This is a genomic window from Streptomyces sp. NBC_01264 (assembly GCF_026340675.1).
In the GTDB taxonomy this organism is placed as follows: domain Bacteria; phylum Actinomycetota; class Actinomycetes; order Streptomycetales; family Streptomycetaceae; genus Streptomyces.
The window spans coordinates 609,140-625,306 of sequence record NZ_JAPEOX010000001.1; the positions used below are offsets into that span (position 1 = coordinate 609,140).

At 72.7% G+C, this 16,167-nt stretch carries 15 protein-coding genes; 4 read left to right on the forward strand and 11 right to left on the reverse strand.

The window, feature by feature from the left end; translation table 11 throughout:
- Window positions 1–8: 8 nt before the first annotated feature.
- Both OG435_RS02770 and OG435_RS02775 read right to left on the reverse strand, forming a co-directional pair.
- The gene (locus OG435_RS02770) at window positions 9–362 is read right to left on the reverse strand and encodes a VOC family protein (RefSeq protein ID WP_266875096.1); all 354 of its coding nucleotides are present in this window, start codon (window positions 360–362) and stop codon (window positions 9–11) included.
- Window positions 363–472: 110 nt separating this feature from the next.
- The gene (locus OG435_RS02775; RefSeq protein ID WP_266875097.1) at window positions 473–1,255 is read right to left on the reverse strand and encodes a GntR family transcriptional regulator; all 783 of its coding nucleotides are present in this window, start codon (window positions 1,253–1,255) and stop codon (window positions 473–475) included.
- A 185-nt stretch (window positions 1,256–1,440) separates the two neighbouring features.
- Between OG435_RS02775 and OG435_RS02780 the strand changes: the two genes are divergently transcribed.
- On the forward strand, window positions 1,441–1,692 hold the full coding sequence (locus OG435_RS02780; RefSeq protein ID WP_266875098.1) for a DeoR family transcriptional regulator: 252 nt from the start codon (window positions 1,441–1,443) through the stop codon (window positions 1,690–1,692).
- Window positions 1,693–1,766: 74 nt separating this feature from the next.
- Here OG435_RS02780 and argG read toward each other — a convergent pair whose 3' ends face one another.
- The 3 genes from argG to OG435_RS02795 form a co-directional block, all read right to left on the reverse strand.
- Window positions 1,767–3,215, reverse strand: coding sequence for an argininosuccinate synthase (gene argG / locus OG435_RS02785; protein ID WP_266875099.1), 1,449 nt, complete (start codon window positions 3,213–3,215; stop codon window positions 1,767–1,769).
- Window positions 3,216–3,373: 158 nt separating this feature from the next.
- Window positions 3,374–4,561, reverse strand: coding sequence for a GDSL-type esterase/lipase family protein (locus tag OG435_RS02790; RefSeq protein ID WP_266875100.1), 1,188 nt, complete (start codon window positions 4,559–4,561; stop codon window positions 3,374–3,376).
- 47 nt (window positions 4,562–4,608) lie between these two features.
- A complete protein-coding gene (locus tag OG435_RS02795) occupies window positions 4,609–5,178 on the reverse strand; it encodes a TetR/AcrR family transcriptional regulator (protein ID WP_266881506.1) in 570 nt (189 codons plus the stop codon).
- Between the two features lie 70 nt (window positions 5,179–5,248).
- On the opposite strand from OG435_RS02795, the gene OG435_RS02800 reads away from it, so the two are divergent.
- Together OG435_RS02800 and OG435_RS02805 are read left to right on the forward strand one after the other, a co-directional pair.
- Window positions 5,249–5,764: an FBP domain-containing protein gene (locus OG435_RS02800; RefSeq protein ID WP_266875101.1), complete on the forward strand. Its 516-nt coding sequence runs from the start codon at window positions 5,249–5,251 to the stop codon at window positions 5,762–5,764.
- A gap of 380 nt (window positions 5,765–6,144) precedes the next feature.
- Complete coding sequence (locus OG435_RS02805) at window positions 6,145–7,401, forward strand: Ig-like domain-containing protein (RefSeq protein ID WP_430625741.1); 1,257 nt, start codon at window positions 6,145–6,147, stop codon at window positions 7,399–7,401.
- Window positions 7,402–7,574: 173 nt separating this feature from the next.
- Here the strand turns inward: OG435_RS02805 and OG435_RS02810 are convergent, their stop codons facing one another.
- Window positions 7,575–8,906: a helix-turn-helix domain-containing protein gene (locus tag OG435_RS02810; RefSeq protein WP_266875103.1), complete on the reverse strand. Its 1,332-nt coding sequence runs from the start codon at window positions 8,904–8,906 to the stop codon at window positions 7,575–7,577.
- Between the two features lie 128 nt (window positions 8,907–9,034).
- On the opposite strand from OG435_RS02810, the gene OG435_RS02815 reads away from it, so the two are divergent.
- Window positions 9,035–9,925, forward strand: coding sequence for an esterase/lipase family protein (locus tag OG435_RS02815; RefSeq protein ID WP_266875104.1), 891 nt, complete (start codon window positions 9,035–9,037; stop codon window positions 9,923–9,925).
- Between the two features lie 115 nt (window positions 9,926–10,040).
- Here the strand turns inward: OG435_RS02815 and OG435_RS02820 are convergent, their stop codons facing one another.
- The 5 genes from OG435_RS02820 to OG435_RS02840 form a co-directional block, all read right to left on the reverse strand.
- The gene (locus tag OG435_RS02820) at window positions 10,041–11,102 is read right to left on the reverse strand and encodes an SgcJ/EcaC family oxidoreductase (RefSeq protein ID WP_266875105.1); all 1,062 of its coding nucleotides are present in this window, start codon (window positions 11,100–11,102) and stop codon (window positions 10,041–10,043) included.
- Complete coding sequence (locus tag OG435_RS02825; protein WP_266875106.1) at window positions 11,099–11,467, reverse strand: DUF6092 family protein; 369 nt, start codon at window positions 11,465–11,467, stop codon at window positions 11,099–11,101. Before OG435_RS02825 ends, OG435_RS02820 begins: the two co-directional genes overlap by 4 nt.
- A gap of 120 nt (window positions 11,468–11,587) precedes the next feature.
- Entirely contained in the window at window positions 11,588–12,964 is a 1,377-nt protein-coding gene (locus tag OG435_RS02830) for an MFS transporter (RefSeq protein WP_266875107.1), read from the reverse strand.
- Window positions 12,965–13,099: 135 nt separating this feature from the next.
- Window positions 13,100–14,059, reverse strand: coding sequence for an aldo/keto reductase (locus tag OG435_RS02835; protein ID WP_266875108.1), 960 nt, complete (start codon window positions 14,057–14,059; stop codon window positions 13,100–13,102).
- A gap of 9 nt (window positions 14,060–14,068) precedes the next feature.
- Entirely contained in the window at window positions 14,069–16,075 is a 2,007-nt protein-coding gene (locus OG435_RS02840) for a peroxidase (protein ID WP_266875109.1), read from the reverse strand.
- Window positions 16,076–16,167 lie beyond the last annotated feature (92 nt).

The following is a 16,167-nucleotide window of genomic DNA, read 5'->3' on the forward strand; positions in this document are numbered from 1 at the left end:
AGGCGTGATCAGGCGGGCTGCCACAGCTCGATCCGGTTGCCCTCGGGATCGGTGACCCAGCCGAACCGGCCGACGCCGTCCATGTCCTGGGTCTCGGGCGCGACGTCCGCCCCCGTGGCGCGCAGCTGCGTAAGCATCGCGTCCAGGTCGCGGACCCGGAAGTTGAGCATGGTCTGCTGGGCGGGGGACCCGAAGTAGTCGGTCCCGGACTCGAACGGCGCGAACACCGTCGGCCCGGCTCCCTGACGCCACAGACCGTGCTCGTCCGAGTCCAGCCCCAGGCAGTCCCGGTACCAGGCGCCCAGGGCCGCCGGATCCGCGGCCCGCATGAAATAGCCACCGATTCCCAGCACACGTTCCATACCGCGATCCTGCCAGGACGCCGCCGGAATCCCTTGCCGAGCACGCCCGGCACCGCGGGGTTCGTTCCGGTCCCGGCTTCGGGGACCGGCAGGGGCCCGGCATCCCGGACTCAGCCCCGCCCCGGACCGGCCGTCAGGGTCGTGTGGAAGCGGTAGCGGTCGGCGCGGTAGACGACGTGGTTGTACTCGCAGGGGCGGTCGTGCTGGTCGTAGGTGAGCTGCTCGATGTGCAGTACGGGAGCGCCCTCGTGCAGGTCGAGCAGGGGGGCCTCGTCCGGTGGGACGAGGGCCGAGTGGACGGTGTAGCTCGCGCGGGTGGGGACGACGCCGCGCTCGGTGAGCTCGGTGTACAGCGAGGCGGTGGTGTAGTCGGGGCCGCCGATGCCCGGGGCGCGCTCGGCGGGGACAAGGGTGACGGAGTGGCACATGACCGCGTCGTCGAAGAGGCGCACCCGGTCGAGCTCGAAGATCTGCGCCCCCGGCAGGACCTGAAGGGTTTCCGCCTCTTCGAAGTCCGCCGGGCGAAGCCTGGCGGCGATCACGCGGGCGGTCGGGGTGAACCCGAGCCGGCGGCTGTATTCCTTGAGCCCGCCGATCAGCTCCGAGGTGTGCTCGAAGGCCGGCACGGCGCCGGCTCCGGCGCCGGCCGTGACGTGCCAGCCGGCCCGTTCCGCCGACCCGATCCGGCCCTCCTCCTGGAGCACGTGCAGCGCCTTGCGGAGCGTGACCCGGCTGATGCCGAGACGCTCGCAGAGGTGGCGCTCCGAGGGGAGGCGCGTGCCGGGGGCGAGGCCGCCGGCGGCGAGGGCGTCGGCGATCGCGTCGCGCGCCTGCACGTGGACGGGCCCCGACCCGTCCCGAAGGACGGGTCGCAGCTCGAGAGACTGGTTCACCCCTCCAGTATTCACCTCGGCAGACCATCTCCATACCAGAAATGGACCAGAAGAATGAGCCCCCATCGGGCCCCGGCCAGTCAACAGACCTGGGCCTAGTGGACCTTCGGCCGGGTTCCGGCCCTCTCACGTGGTCTAGTTTTGGTCTATATCTGGTCCATGCCCCTACGGGAGGAAGCGCACGGATGAGCAGCCGACGGGGTGACCACGTACCCCGGATCAGCCTGGCGACCGGCAAGCTGACCGCCGCCTCCCGGCAGCACCACATCGTCGAGACCGTCTGCCGCGAGGGGTACGCCTCCCTCGAACGGCTCGTCCGCGAACTGGACGTCAGCGCGATGACCATCCACCGCGACCTGCGGCTCCTGGACTCCCGGGGCCAGGTGCGCCGGGTCCGCGGCGGCGCGGTCGCCCCCTGGATGACCACGGCCTCGTGACCATGACGAACGCCGCCCGCGGTCCCCATCGGGACCGCGGGCGGCGCGTCAGGCCCTGCCGCGTGCGGCGCCGACTAGTCGGTGCCGGACTCCATCGCGGCGCGGTCCAGCAGCTCGTCGTCGCCGGAGACCTCGCCGCGCGAGGCGATGGCCTCGGCGCCGCCCTCGGGCATGGCGCCGATCAGACCGGAGCCGGGCGCCTCGACGGCGCCGATCAGCGCGGGGTGCGTGGTGCCGACGATGCCAAGGCCGGCGTACTGCTCCAGCTTCGCGCGGGAGTCGGCGATGTCGAGGTTGCGCATGGTCAGCTGGCCGATGCGGTCAACCGGGCCGAACGCCGAGTCCTCGGTGCGCTCCATGGAGAGCTTGTCCGGGTGGTAGCTGAACGCCGGGCCCGTGGTGTTCATGATCGAGTAGTCCTCGCCGCGCCGCAGGCGCAGCGTCACCTCTCCGGTGATCGCCGTACCGACCCAGCGCTGCAGGGACTCGCGGATCATCAGCGCCTGCGGGTCCAGCCAGCGGCCCTCGTACATGAGGCGACCGAGGCGCCGGCCCTCGTTGTGGTACTGGGCGACCGTGTCCTCGTTGTGGATCGCGTTGACGAGGCGCTCGTACGCGGCGTGCAGCAGGGCCAGGCCCGGAGCCTCGTAGATGCCGCGGCTCTTCGCCTCGATGATCCGGTTCTCGATCTGGTCCGACATGCCCAGGCCGTGGCGGCCGCCGATGGCGTTCGCCTCCATGACCAGGTCGACGGCGGTGGCGAACTCCTTGCCGTTGATCGTGACCGGGCGGCCCTGCGCGAAGCCGATGGTGACGTCCTCGGTGGCGATCTCGACCGAGGGGTCCCAGAACCGGACGCCCATGATCGGGTCGACGGTCTCCACACCGGTGTCGAGGTGCTCGAGGGTCTTCGCCTCGTGGGTGGCGCCCCAGATGTTGGCGTCGGTGGAGTAGGCCTTCTCGGTGCTGTCGCGGTAGGGCAGCTCGTGGGCGAGCAGCCACTCCGACATCTCCTTGCGGCCACCGAGCTCGGTGACGAAGTCCGCGTCGAGCCACGGCTTGTAGATGCGCAGGTGCGGGTTGGCGAGCAGGCCGTAGCGGTAGAACCGCTCGATGTCATTGCCCTTGAAGGTCGACCCGTCGCCCCAGATCTGCACGTCGTCCTCGAGCATCGCGCGGACCAGCAGGGTGCCGGTCACGGCGCGCCCGAGGGGCGTCGTGTTGAAGTAGGCACGACCGCCCGAGCGGATGTGGAACGCGCCGCAGGCGAGAGCCGCCAGGCCCTCCTCCACGAGCGCCGCACGGCAGTCGACCAGGCGCGCGATCTCGGCGCCGTACGCCGTGGCCCGCGCGGGAACCGACGCGATGTCGGGCTCGTCGTACTGGCCGATGTCGGCGGTGTAGGTGCAGGGGACGGCACCCTTGTCGCGCATCCAGGCGACGGCGACGGAGGTGTCGAGGCCGCCGGAGAAGGCGATTCCGACGCGCTCGCCGGTGGGCAGGGAGGTGAGAACCTTTGACATGGGATGAGTATGCGCGATGATGCATGTTCATGCAAAATCCGGGGCCGTGGAAGTTTTGGCCCAGGGACGGCGTGCCGTCATTCTGACGCGCGACCGGGTTTGCGGCGAGTCCGGCGGAGCGCCCGGGGGCACCCCGCCGGGCCGCGGCACGAGGTGGTTCAGGCGGCCGGCGGGGCGAAGGGACCCCCGGCGGCGAAGGCGTGGCGGGCGAAGTTCCGGGCGATGCGCACATGGCCCTCGGAGTCGGGGTGCAGGTCGTCGGGCAGCGGCAGTTCGGCGTGGTCCGCAGCCCCGTAGAGGTCACGTCCGTCGAGGTAGTGCAGGTGCGGGTCGTCGGCCGCCCGCTGCGCGACGATCCCGGCGAGTGCGTCGCGGACGACGTTGAGCGTCAGCCGCCCGGCGGCCCGCTCGGCCGGGTCGCCCAGCGCCTTGAACCGCAGGGTCCCCGTGCTGAAGTCGGTGGTGAGGGGGCCCGGGGTGTCTTCCTGGATCGGACACAGGATGGGCGAGACGACCAGGAGCGGCGTCGCCGGATGGCCCTCGCGGAGGGTGTCGAGGAAGCCGTGGACCGCGGGCGCGAAGGCGCGCAGCCGCATCAGGTCCAGGTTGACGATGTTGATGCCGATCTTGACGCTGATCAGATCGGCGGGGGTGTCGCGCATCGCGCGGGCGGTGAAGGGGTCCAGCAGGGCGCTGCCGGAGAATCCCATGTTGACCAGGTCCACGGCGCCCTGCGCCGCGGCCAGGGCCGGCCAGGTCCCGGTGGGGCGCGCAGCGTCCGAGCCGTGGCTGATGGAGCTGCCGTGGTGCAGCCACACCCTGCGCCCGCTGTCCGGCGCCGGTGTGACGGGGGCGTCGGTGCGCAGCGCGATCAGCTCGGCGATCTCGGTGTGGGGGAGCCAGATCTCGACGAGCTTGTCCCGCGCGGGCAGGTCCGCGAAGCGGGCGGTGCCGGGCGGCCCCTCTTCGAGTTCGACCGCCTGGGTGGCCAGGTCGAGGGTGCGGATCCTGCCGCCGGGCACGGTCGCCCGGGCCGTGACCACGCCGTCGACCACGAGGTCGTACGCGCCGTCCGGCGAGGCCGGGAAGCCCCGGTAGGCCCGCTTCGTGGGCAGGGCGTCGAGCTCGATGACGGTGGCCCGGGTACGGAAGACCAGGCGCACGCCGGACGGGCGGGCCTCGGCCGTGGCCAGCTGGTCGTCGGGGATCTGCGGGCGGACCCGGGCGGGCAGCCGGTGGGGCAGCAGGCCGTGCGCGGTGCGTTCCGCGTCGGCGGCGCCGCGCAGGAGGTCCTCGGTGACCGGCGTGGTGATCGGCGTGGTGATCGGGTCTCGGTCGGTGGTCATCGCCTCAGCCTCGTCGCGATCGGGTCGGGTCGGGTCGGGTCGGGCAGTTACTCGGCCACTCGGTTACGCAGCATCGCGTCGAGCGAGTCCACCATCCAGTCCCAGGACTCCTGGGGGTCCACGGCGGTGTGACTGAAGCCGCCGCCCAGCTCCAGGCTGACGTAGCCGTGGAAGACGCTGCCGAGCATCCGGACCGCGTGGGTCTGGTCGGGTTCCGTCAGGTCGTAGCCGCGCAGGATGGCCCGCGTCATCTGGGCGTGCCGGACGCCCGCGCTGGCGGCCGCGGTCTCGGGGTCGAGCCGGAGCCGGGCGGCGTCGTAGCGGCCGGGATGTTCCCGGGCGTAGTCCCGGTAGGCGTCCGCGAAGGCGGCCAGGGCGTCCTTGCCGGCCCGCCCCGCCAGGGCGGCCGCGACCCGGTCGGCCAGTTCCTCCAGGGCGAACAGGGCGATCCGGGTCCTGAGGTCCTGGGAGTTCTTCAGGTGCGAGTAGAGGCTCGCGACCTTGACGTCGAACCGCCGGGCGAGCGCCGAGACGGTCACCTGCTCGAAGCCGACCTCGTCGGCGAGTTCCGCGCCCGCCCGGGTCAGCCGCTCGGTGGTCAGTCCTGCTCGAACCATCATGTGCCTCCTAGCTGGCGATAGCCATTATGCGTTTGCCTAAAACCTTTAGGCAAATTAGCCTGCTGTTATGAAGCCGTTGACCGAGCAAGAGATCCGTGCCGCCTTCGTGAACTGCACCAAGGGCGAGGCCAAGCGCCTGTCCGTCCCCCGCGATCTGGCCGAGCGCCCGTGGGAGGACCTGGACTTCCTCGGCTGGTGGGACCCCAAGGCCCCCGAGCGCGCCTACCTGGTCACCGAACTGGACGGCCGCCCGGTCGCCCTCGCGCTGCGCTCCTCCGGCGCGGCCCCTTCCCAGGCCCGGCGCAGCATGTGCGCGCTGTGCCTGACCACGCACACCGGGGGCGTCTCACTGATGGTCGCGCCGAAGGCGGGCAAGGCGGGGCAGCAGGGCAACTCCGTGGGCGCGTACATCTGCGGCGACCTCGCCTGTTCCCTCTACGTACGGGGCAAGAAGGACGCGGGCCCCGGTGCGCGGCTCCACGAGTCGCTCACCCTGGAGGAGAAGATCCAGCGGACGGTCGCGAACCTCGCCGCGTTCTTCGCCAACGTCACGGCCGGCGCCAGCGCCAACGCATCGGCCTGAGCACGCACCCGCGCACCTGCACGCCTGAAGCGCCCCTCCCCTACTCCGTACGAGCCCTCTTCGGTACCCGTTCGGCCCCATGGGCCGAGTTCATGATCATCAGGCTGCCCGGAAATCGTTTTGATGCTGCCATCCGGCCGAAGGCGATCTGGGAGGGCTGCGTGGCGCGCATGCTGTCATCGACACACCGTGGAGGACCCGGGCGACGGGGCAGGACGTGGACCGCGGCAGGGGCGGTGGCCGGCCTGGTCTTCGTCGTCGCCGCCGCGCCGCAGTCCGCGTCGTACTCCGGGGACGTGCATCAGACCGGCGGCGAGCACGCCGGATCCGTCGAGCTCCTGGTCGGCCGGGTGCTGGAGGACGGGGGCCGGCAGTGCGCGATGGACGCCTTCCGGGCCGGGCTGTGCGGCGGGCTGGAACAGCAGCTGGTCCGGGCAACCGCCAGCGGGGCCGGCTCCGTGGTGCGCGACCCCTCGTCCCGCGGCGCGGCCCGGGCGGCGGCGCACACGGTCGTCCTGCCCACGGACGCGGCCAGCCCCCTGGAGATCACCCTCGCCGGACCGGGACTCCTCACGTACGTCACCGTCCACGACGGTCACGGCCGCTACGTGGGCGGCGCCCTGGGCGCCCGGGGGCACCACTGGGGCAACACCGAACCGCTGCGGGCCGGGGAGACCTACACCGTCCGGGTCGGCGCCCAGGACGCGGCGGGCACCCCCGTCGGCGTGACCATGGCGTTCCGCACCGCGGCGGCGGCGCAGGACGACCGGCTCACCGCGGAGTTCGGGCCGCGCCCCGGCACGTACGGGGCCGGGCAGATCGTGACGGCCTCTCTGAGCAGCCCCGTCCCCGCCGCCGATCCCGCCGCGCGGGTCCGGGTGGAGCGGGCCCTTCAGGTCACCTCGGAACCGGCTGTCGAGGGGGCCTGGCACTGGGTCGACGACTCGACCCTGCACTACCGGCCCCGTACCTACTGGCCCGCCCACGCCGTGGTGCACGTGGTCAGCGGTCTCGACGGGATCGAGGTCGGGGACGGGAAGTACGGCGGCCCCTCGGAGTCCCTGCGGCTCACCATCGGGGACCGCATCGAGGCGATCACCGACGCCGCCGCGCACGAGATGACCGTACGGCGCAACGGCCGGACCGTCCGGACCATCCCGGTGACCACCGGCAAGGCGGGGTTCCTGACGCGCAGCGGCATCAAGGTCGTGCTCGGCAAGGAGCGCAAGGTGCGGATGCGCGGGGACTCGGTGGGCATCAAGCGCGGTACCAGCGAGTTCTACGACCTGCCCGTCTTCTACGCGACCCGGGTGACCTGGAGCGGGGAGTACGTGCACGCCGCGCCCTGGTCGGTCGACGCGCAGGGCGAGGAGAACGTCAGCCACGGCTGCACGGGCATGAGCACGGCCGACGCGGCCTGGTTCTTCGACATGGTGCGGGAGGGGGACGTGGTGTCGGTGCTGAACAGCGGCGGTGAGCCGATGGCCCCCTTCGCCAACGGGTTCGGGGACTGGAACCTCGACTGGAACGCCTGGCTGGCCGGCAGCGCCCTCGCCGCCCGCACCGACGCCCCGCTCGCCTCCCCCTCCACCCCCGCCTCGGCACACGGCCCGTCCCGCCTGCTCCCCCTCACCTGACGGGGCCCGTTTCCCGACGGGACCGCAGGAAGATCGGCCAAGGACCCCCGCCGGCTTCGGCCGGCGGGGGTCGTAGAACCGTCCCGCCAGAACTGGTCAGGGTGACCGGGGAATTGTCCCCGCCCTGAATAAGGACGGTTTGGGCGGCCCCGGTACTGCGACCCCGCTGCGTCTCAGGCGCCGGGGCGGCGGGCCGCGCCGTAGGCCGTCAGGGCCGCCGCGAGGTGGCGGGCGCCCGTGGGGTCGGTGGCGTCGTGTCCGGTGAGGAGGCGGATGCGGCCCAGGCGGTAGGTCAGGGTGTTGCGGTGGACCGTGAGGGCCTCGGCGGCGTCCGCGCGCCGGTAGCCGGCCGCGATGAACTCCCGCAGCGTGGCGATCAGATGGGGCTGGTCCTCGAGGGGTGCCAGGACCCGGGCCAGGGCGTCGCGGGCGGGGCCCGGCTGTACGAGCTGGTACTCGACGGCGAGGTCGGCCAGCCGGTAGAGGCCGGGCGGGCGCCCCAAGTCCTCGGCCAGGGAAAGCACTTCGGAGGCCTCGGCCTGGGCCCGCGGGATCGATCCGTGGTCCTCGGCGACGGCGGCCGCCGCCGTGCACCGCAGTGCGGCCGCCGTGTCGAGGCGGGCGAGCAGGCGCCGGGTCGCTCCGTCCGGGGCGGCGGCCGGGCCGGTCGGGTCCGCCGGGGCGTGCGGGCCGAGCGGGCCGAGCGGGACCAGCAGGACGCCTCCTTCGCCCTTGAAGGTGGCAAGTACCTCGGGGTTTCCGTCCAGTTCGGAGCGCAGGGCGCGCAGGATGCGGTTCGTCGCGCCGCCGGGTGCCTCCGGCAGCCGCAGGACGACCACCTCGTACCGTTCGGCGAGGGTGCGCCCGTACCGTTCGGCGGCGCGCCGGGCCGGGCGGCCCGCGAGCAGGACTCCGGCGAGGTTGCGGCCGTGTTCGCGCTGTTCCCAGTCGAGGTCGGCCTGTTCACGCAGGTATGCCTCGGCGACCTTGGGCATGACCTCGCCGAGGAACGCGAGCAGGCCCGTGACCAGGGCGTACGGGTCGGCGACGGGGTCCGGGCCAGCTGCGGCGAGCTCCCAGGCGCGGCGGGCGCCCAGCGGGTAGACCCGTAGCACCGCCTCCAGGGGGACCCCGTCCCGGGCCCGTTCGGCACCCCAGGCGACGGGAGCGGCCAGCTCGGCCTCGGTGGGCGCCCGCCCTTCGGCGACGGTGGTGAAGAACAGCTTCAGCACGGCTTCGGTGTTGGCGACCAGGTCGCCGCCGAGGACGCTGTCGGGCAGCAGCCGGTAGGCGGGGATGTCGGCGGTCAGCCGGGAGGCGGTCTCGGCCGCCATCTCCGCCATCCGGGGCAGCAGTACGGCGGCGAGCCCGGGCGCGGCGGTGAACCGGCCTTCCGGCGAGCGGACTTCCGCCCCTCCCGCCGTAGCGCCCGATTCCGGAACCGGCGCACCGCCCGCCGTAGTGCCCGCCGTACCGCCTGCGTCGTCCATCCCCGTGTCGTCCATCCTCGCATTGTCACCGTGCACAAACGCGAGAGGAAGCATTCTGCGCGTACCGCCAGGGGACAGGGGCCGCGCGCCGGAGCATTCTGTGCAGTCCGACCAGTGCATGACCCCCCGTCAGGAGATCTCGTATGGCTCGCCGTACCCGTGCGTCGCGCACCCGCACCCTGCTCGCCAGGGCCGCCCTCCCGCTGGCCCTCCTGCTCGGCGCCGCCTTCCCGGCGCACGCCGCAACCGAGGGCGTCACGGGAGGCGGGGTCAACGACTTCTCCTGCCGGCCCAGCGCCGCGCACCCCGAGCCCGTGGTGCTGCTCCACGGCACCTTCGCCACCTGGTACGAGGACCTCAACGTCCTCCAGCTCGACCTCGCCGCCCGCGGCTACTGCACCTTCGCCCTGACCTACGGCGCCTACGACGGCTTCCCGCTCGTCGGAGGCCTCAAGCCGGTGGCCGTCTCCAACCTGGAGATCAAGGAGTACGTGGAGAAGGTGCGCGGCGCGACCGGCGCGGCCAAGGTCTCGGTCGTCGGCCACTCCGAGGGTGGGCTGCAGGCCCTCTACCTCGCCAAGATGCAGGGCATCCAGCCCCACATCAAGGCGGTCGTGGCCATCGCTCCCCCGACCCACGGCACGAACGCCGCCGGGCTGCTGGACCTGGGCGACAAGCTGATCGGCCGGGCGACCATGGAGAAGATCGTGACCACCATCGGCATCCCGGTGCTCGCCGACGAGGTGCCCGGCGGTCCCGCGATCCTGGCCCTCAACAACGGTCCGGTGGCCCAGCCCGGGATCGCGTACACCGTCATCACCTCGCGCTACGACGAGCTGGTGACCCCGACCGAGACGGCGTTCGTCCGTGAGCCCGGGGTCAAGAACCAGTACGTGCAGGACTTCTGCCCCTTCGACCCGGTGGGCCACATCGCCGAGGCCTACGACCTGAACGTCTGGCACATGGTCCGCAACGCCCTCGACCCCCGCCGAGCCACCCCGATCCTGGTCTGCGCGGTCGGGTCGCCCGGCTAGGGGGTGCGTGTGGCCGTGATCAAGGGATGGTCCGGATGAGGTCCTTGATCACGACCATGGCGGCGCGAAGGTGCGGGATCATGCGCTCGACGGTGTTCGGCACCCGGGCCGGAAGTCAGGAGGGGGCCGAGGCGTCTTCCTCGTAGGAGAGAGTCGACTCCCCCCGTACGTCCATGTAGAAGTCGGAGACGAGAAGCCACTCTCCGTCCGCGCGATGGAACACCCTGAACGCATACGTCCTGCGCAGGGGCAGCGCGGATCCCGTCACGGTCTGCTGCCCCTCGCGCTCGGTGTAGGTCTTGACGATCACGACGTCATCGGTCACCCAGCGAAGTTCCGACCGGGGAGATCCCACCGGGGTCCCGGCCAGGAACCGGGGATCCGCGAAGAGCCTGCGCAGGTGTCCGACGATGGCATCGCGGCCTTGAAAGGTCTTGCCGACCACGTTGGTCAGGTCGGCATCCTGGGCGTACACGTCCACGAAGGCCTCTGCGCCGTGCTCCTCCCGCCCAGGGGCAGAGGCGGGAGCGATCTTGCTGATTTGGCTCCGGATCAGCTCTTCATCCCGCTTGCGGTGCCGCGTGGCGTCGCGTCCGTGCTGTGGTCCGGACCCCTCTGGCCGGGCCCCGCGATCCCACTGAAGGACGTCCGTCCATTCGTTGCCGGGTCGGCGGCGCAAAGCCGGTGTCCGTTGGGTGGCGGGGTTGCCGAGGCACACGATGAGCTCGGGCCGGACGGGCTCGGGCAGGCCGAGCAGGGTGGCGGCCGCCGTCCGGCTGAACGAGGTGACCGGTCCTGCACCCAGCCCCAGGGCGTGCGCCGCGAGGAGCATCGTCGCGGAGGCCGTCCCTACGTCGACGTACGGTGCCGGGGTGGCCCGGGTGAAGCCGAACGCTCCGGCCCGATCCCAGTCGATGCACACCACGACCGCGGCCGTGGGAGCCTGGAGCATCCCGGGCGAGACCATCCGCAACGCGCGGAGCATCGCGGGTCGCGTGACGACGACGTACCGGTGGATCCGGCGGTTTCCGGCGCGCGGCGCGTAGCGCGCGCTGTCGACCACGGCTTCCAGGTCCTCCTGATCGACGGGAACCGTGGTGAGGGCGCGGACCACACGGCGGGTGCGGATCGCCCGGATGACGGGGTCGGCTTCGGCGCCTTCTCGGCTCTCGTTCATACGGTTTGGGTTTCGGTCAGCCCCAGACGGGTCAGCAGGTGCTCGGCCAGCGTCCGGCACAGGTCATCGACCTGGGCGGCGTACGCATCCGGGTCGCCGGCCTGGACGGCAGTGTCGCCGGCTTGCCGCTCGATCTCGGCGAGCAGGGGCAGTAGTCCCTCGCCCGCCTGCGGGGTGATCATTCCGGCGAGCCGGCCGGCTGCGGTGAGCAGACGCTTCGGCGCGTTTTCCGCGGCCTCGCTCATCTGAATACTGGCGGCCGTCACCAGATAGGCCAGGAGCTCGACCGCATCCTCCTCTGAGAGAACGAGCGCGGCCGCACGCGCCTGCGGAGGCGGCGTGGGTGCTGCGGGCTTGGACGGCATAGCCTCAGCATTCCACCGGGGCGCCGGCCCGGCATCTCCAAGCCGCAGCGGCGCCACGTGTCCATGGAGTTCCGCGGCACGCGCGGCCGCGCCGATCCCGCCGTTCGACGGCGCGTCCCCTCACTCGGCTGCGGACCGCGCGCGGCGATGGGATACGGCCATGACGAGGACGGACGCCGCGAGGATGGCCGCCCCTCCGATGCGCAGTATCACCTCGTACGCCTCCTCAGGGGCTCGTTCGGGCGTCAGCGCCGCGATCGCGGCGGCCGCCGATGCGAGGGCGATCCCACCCAGCGTGATCAAGAACGTCAACAGCACGCCCGACGCCTCACCGGCCCGAGCCGGGTCCACGACCTGCTGGGTCGCAACGCTCGAGTAGGTCCAACCGAGTCCAAGGCCGAGGCCGCACCAGGCGAACACGGGCACGTACAACCACCAGGCAGTGGTGTGACTGAGCGCGATCATGCCCGTCCCGGCGATCGCACCGGCCAGCACCATCACCGCGGTGGGGCGCATGTGCCGCCCCAGTCGGGCACCCAGCGGACCGCTCAAGGCCGTGAGGAGCGCGGGGGCGAGGAACACGACGCCCGCCATCAGCGGGGACAGCCCGCGTACCCCCTGAAGGTAGAGCGTGGTGAGGAAGACGGTGACGACGAAGCCCATGTTGGCGACCGCTCCCATGCCGGTCACCATCACATAGGGAGCGTTGCGGAACAGCCGGAGGTCGACCAGCGGGTGCCGTGTGTGGCGCTCCCGCAGGAGGAACAGAACTCCGGCCACCGCCGCCACCGTGAACAGCGTCAGGGTGCGGGCATGATCCCAGCCCCACGCGCTGCCGCGCTCCACGGCCAAGGTGAGCGCGGCGAGCGCGCACACGATCGCGCAGCAGCCGAGCACATCAAGCTGTCGGGGCGCGGAGGCGTCGCGCGAGTCGGGCACGTACAGGGCGGAGACGAACAGGGCCAGCGCGCTCAGCGGAGCCAGCAGCCAGAAGATCCAGCGCCACCCCGGTCCCTCGGTAAGGCCGCCGCCGACGAACGGGCCGAGGGCCGTACCGATGTTGGCGATCCCGAAGACCGCGCCCAATGCGCGGGCGCGGGTCTCGTCCGGAAAGGCGTTGCTCACGACCGCGACGGACACCGGGAAGACGATGCCCGCACCGACACCCTGCACGATCCGCGCAGCCACCAGCGGGCCGAGGCCTTGAGCCAGCGCACACCAGACGGACGCGGCAGCGAAGATCGCCGTGCCGGCCAGCAGGGCGCCCCGGCGCCCGAACACGTCCCCCAGTCTGCCGCCGATGATGAAGCAGCAGCCGAGGGCGAGCATGTAGCCGGAGAGGGTCCACTGGGCGGCCGATGCCGTGACACCGAATTCGTCCGCGATACCGGGGATGGCCAGGTTGAGCGCGAAGAAGTCGAGCTGGATGCCGAACAGCGCTACCGCAGCCGCGACGAGGGACCCGATCCGTGCGGCCTTCGGCGACCGTCTGCCCATGGGCAGACCTCCTCTCCGGCGGCGGCGGCGTACTTCCCATTGTCGGTCGGGGCGCCCGGGGCCGCAGCGCGGGCGCCGGCGGGGCAGCGCACGCCCAGGTTCGGACATGGCGGCCGTCTGCGGCCTCGCCCGAGGTTAGGGAAGCGGCCCGCCCCGGGCCGTGAGCCACAGCGAGTACCACTCCTCGTGACCCAGGTCCGGGGCCCGCAGCGCGGCGTCGCGGCAGGCCCGGATGCGCTCGGGGCGGCCGGTGCCGATGACGGGGGCGATCCGGGCCGGGTGGCGTTGCAGCCACCACAGCAGGATCGTCTCCGGGGTCGTGTCCTTCGCCTTGGCCAGGGCGCGCAGGTGCTCGGCGGTCGCGTGCTCCCCCACGCTCGACTCCCGTCCGGTGAAGCGTCCTTGGGCCAGGGAGCCGTAGGCCTGGAGGCGGACCCCGTTCGCCGTGCAGTACTCGACGGTGCTGGACGGGAATCCGACGGCCGCCGAGGCCGGGGTGTTGACGAGGACCCCGTCCTCCAGCCAGTCCCGCCGGTCCAGGCTCATTTCCAGCTGGTTGGCGACGAGCGGCAGGTCGAGCTGGCGTTGCAGGTGCGCGATCTGCGCGGCGTTCATGTTGGAGACGCCGAACCGCTTCACGAGGCCCTGGCGGTGCAGCGAGGTGAGTGCCTCGGCGATCTCCGCCGGGTCCGCCAGGGGGTCGGGCCGGTGCAGGAGCAGGACGTCGATGACGTCGGTGCGCAGCCGCGCGAGGCTCTCCTCGACGCGGCTGACGATGCTCGCGCCCCGCAGGTCGTAGATGCCGGGGCGGTCGCCTTCGGCGAGCCGGATGCCGCACTTGGTCTGCAGCGTGATGCGCTCGCGCAGGCCGGGGGTGCGGGCCAGCACCTCGCCGAAGACGGCTTCCGCCTTTCCGTGCCGGTAGATGTCGGCGTGGTCGAACATCGTGATGCCGCTGTCGAGGGCGGCCTCGATCGCCGCCTCGGCCTCGTCGATGTCCTCGGCCCGGTACGGGCCGGGCTCCCAGCTCCCGCCGAGAGCCATGCAGCCGTAGATCAACCGGTTGTCGTCCGTCGCTGGTTCCGTGATCGCCATGCGGTCACCCTACGAGGCGGACGCCTTCCACAGCACCCGGGTCCCGGCCAGGATCACCAGCTCTCCGGAGGGGCGCAGCAGCAGGCGCGCGCCGGGGTGGCCGCCGGTTCCGCTGGACCAGACCGTGCCGCCGTCGGCGTCGCGCACGAGCAGTTCGCCGTCCTGGGTGAGCACGGCGTCGCGGCCGACGCCACCGGTGTACGTACGCCAGGTACGGGCGCCGCCGGCGTCGAGCAGGGCGAGGTCGCCCGAGGCGTCCAGGGTCAGCCGGGCCTTGCCCGCGTCGAGGACGTCGCCCGGGCGCAGGACCGAGCCGGTGTGGAACTCGATGGAGGCGTCGAGCTGGCCCTTGGCCAAGGCGCGCAAAACGGGGAGGGAGGGGCTGAAGGCGTAGACCGATCCCTCGGTGCGGACGAACCGGCCGAAGTGGAGGGTGTTGGCCCGGCTGCCGGTGCCGTCCGCCGAGGGGGTTTCGAAGGCGATGGCCGAATCGGGGCCGAGCACCGGGTCGCAGCCGGCGCGCGGGTTGCGGCCGGCCGGGAAGTCGGGGTCGTTCACCCACTTGCGCATCACCAGCTCGAACTGCCCCACCAGGTCCGACTGGTGGCAGACGAAGACCAGCCCGCGCTCGGCCTGCGGACCGTGCTCCTCGCCCAGTTCGGGCTTGTAGACGGGGCCGTACGGGATTCCGCGCCGCATCAGTCGCCGCGCGTCGAGCTCCGCCTGGGCCACCGGGGGGCGGCCCGGGGTGAGGACGAGGCCGCCGCGCGGGTTCCCCTTGCGGATGTGCGCGAAGAGCGGCATCCCCCAGCCCTGCGGGTCCTGGCCGTAGTCGAGCCCGGCGTCGGGGTGCTTGCCCGGCGCGGGCAGTTGCTCGGCCGCGGGACACAGGGAGACCGGCATGCCGCCCGGCCAGCGGCCCATCAGGCGGGCTCCGAGCCATTCGCGGCCGGCGTCGGCGGGCGCGGCGCCCGCGCGCTGGAGATCGGAGAGGCGCAGGGCGACCTGCGTCCACCAGCCGGGCACGTCCTGCGCGAGGCGGCGTACCACCTGGAAGGCCCCGCCGGTGGCCCAGGCGGGCAGACCCGTGGGGCGCTTGTTCACCCGCTCGGGGCCGACCACGAACTCGCCCGCGGGGATCAGCCGGGTTCCGGGCTTGCCGAGCACGCCGGAGGCGTCGGCCGGGTCGGGCTCGTCGAAGCCCCGTACGCCGGGCTGGCTGATGCAGTCGAGGAAGCCGAAGTGCTCGTGCCCGCGCAGCTCCCCGGGGAGGGTGGCCCCGTCCTGGCGGAACAGGACCGTCACGCCGTCCGCGGCGGCGGCCGCGCGGTGTTCGGCGACGGCGGTGGCGAGGCGTTCGGGCTGGTCGGCGGCGAGCGTGAGGACCACGTGCACCGCGCGGGCGGGCTCCTCGGCGCCGAACAGCCAGGACTGCGGGGCGCTGGTTCCGGTGTCGCCGAGCAGCTGCGCGCGGGCCGCGGAGCCCTGGGTGAAGGCCTCGGCGCTGGACCCGGCCGGGGCGGCGGGGAAGGGCTCCTTGCCCGACAGCAGGCGCAGCCCCGGATGGGTCAGGCCGATCCCGGTCCACAGGGTGGCCATGGATTCGGGGTCGATGCCGCCCCTCAGCCGGCGGGCCCTGCTGAAGGCCCGGTTGAAGCGGGCCACTTCCTCGGTGGTGGAGATCGAGGGCAGCAGGCGGGTCAGCCAGCTCCGGGCCTTGACGGCGTCGCCGAAGTGGAGGAAGAGGAAGCAGGCGTGGTCCTTGCGGAACCCGGCGAGGATGTCGCCCTGGGACTCGCGGTCGGTGCGCAGCGGAAGGGGAGCGGGGGCGGTGTCCCTCCGCGCGGGCTCCGCGTCCGGGCCTGCCGCCGGGCGGGCCGGTGCCTCGGCGGCCCACGCCGTGGGCGCGAGGCCCGCGGTGAGACCGGCGGCGGCGAGGGCCGCCGCCTGGACCACGGTCCTGCGGGCGGGTCCGGTGTGGGGGCAGCCCGGGGGCGGCGACGGGGCGAGGACCATCGGCTTGCTCCAAGTGGCGTGGGGAGGGGGGAGGGGATCACGTCTGGACAGGGCGCGGAGGCGCGGGACCCCGGGGCCGGGCAACGGGCCAC

Bases quoted from the DNA above. Each gene is read 5' to 3' on its own strand.
- OG435_RS02770 (WP_266875096.1), bottom strand. From the start codon at position 362: ATGGAACGTGTGCTGGGAATCGGTGGCTATTTCATGCGGGCCGCGGAT.
- OG435_RS02780 (WP_266875098.1), top strand. From the start codon at position 1,441: ATGAGCAGCCGACGGGGTGACCACGTACCCCGGATCAGCCTGGCGACC.
- argG (WP_266875099.1), bottom strand. From the start codon at position 3,215: ATGTCAAAGGTTCTCACCTCCCTGCCCACCGGCGAGCGCGTCGGAATC.
- OG435_RS02790 (WP_266875100.1), bottom strand. From the start codon at position 4,561: ATGACCACCGACCGAGACCCGATCACCACGCCGATCACCACGCCGGTC.
- OG435_RS02795 (WP_266881506.1), bottom strand. From the start codon at position 5,178: ATGGTTCGAGCAGGACTGACCACCGAGCGGCTGACCCGGGCGGGCGCG.
- OG435_RS02800 (WP_266875101.1), top strand. From the start codon at position 5,249: ATGAAGCCGTTGACCGAGCAAGAGATCCGTGCCGCCTTCGTGAACTGC.
- OG435_RS02805 (WP_430625741.1), top strand. From the start codon at position 6,145: ATGGACGCCTTCCGGGCCGGGCTGTGCGGCGGGCTGGAACAGCAGCTG.
- OG435_RS02810 (WP_266875103.1), bottom strand. From the start codon at position 8,906: ATGGACGACACGGGGATGGACGACGCAGGCGGTACGGCGGGCACTACG.
- OG435_RS02815 (WP_266875104.1), top strand. From the start codon at position 9,035: ATGGCTCGCCGTACCCGTGCGTCGCGCACCCGCACCCTGCTCGCCAGG.
- OG435_RS02820 (WP_266875105.1), bottom strand. From the start codon at position 11,102: ATGAACGAGAGCCGAGAAGGCGCCGAAGCCGACCCCGTCATCCGGGCG.
- OG435_RS02825 (WP_266875106.1), bottom strand. From the start codon at position 11,467: ATGCCGTCCAAGCCCGCAGCACCCACGCCGCCTCCGCAGGCGCGTGCG.
- OG435_RS02830 (WP_266875107.1), bottom strand. From the start codon at position 12,964: ATGGGCAGACGGTCGCCGAAGGCCGCACGGATCGGGTCCCTCGTCGCG.
- OG435_RS02835 (WP_266875108.1), bottom strand. From the start codon at position 14,059: ATGGCGATCACGGAACCAGCGACGGACGACAACCGGTTGATCTACGGC.
- OG435_RS02840 (WP_266875109.1), bottom strand. From the start codon at position 16,075: ATGGTCCTCGCCCCGTCGCCGCCCCCGGGCTGCCCCCACACCGGACCC.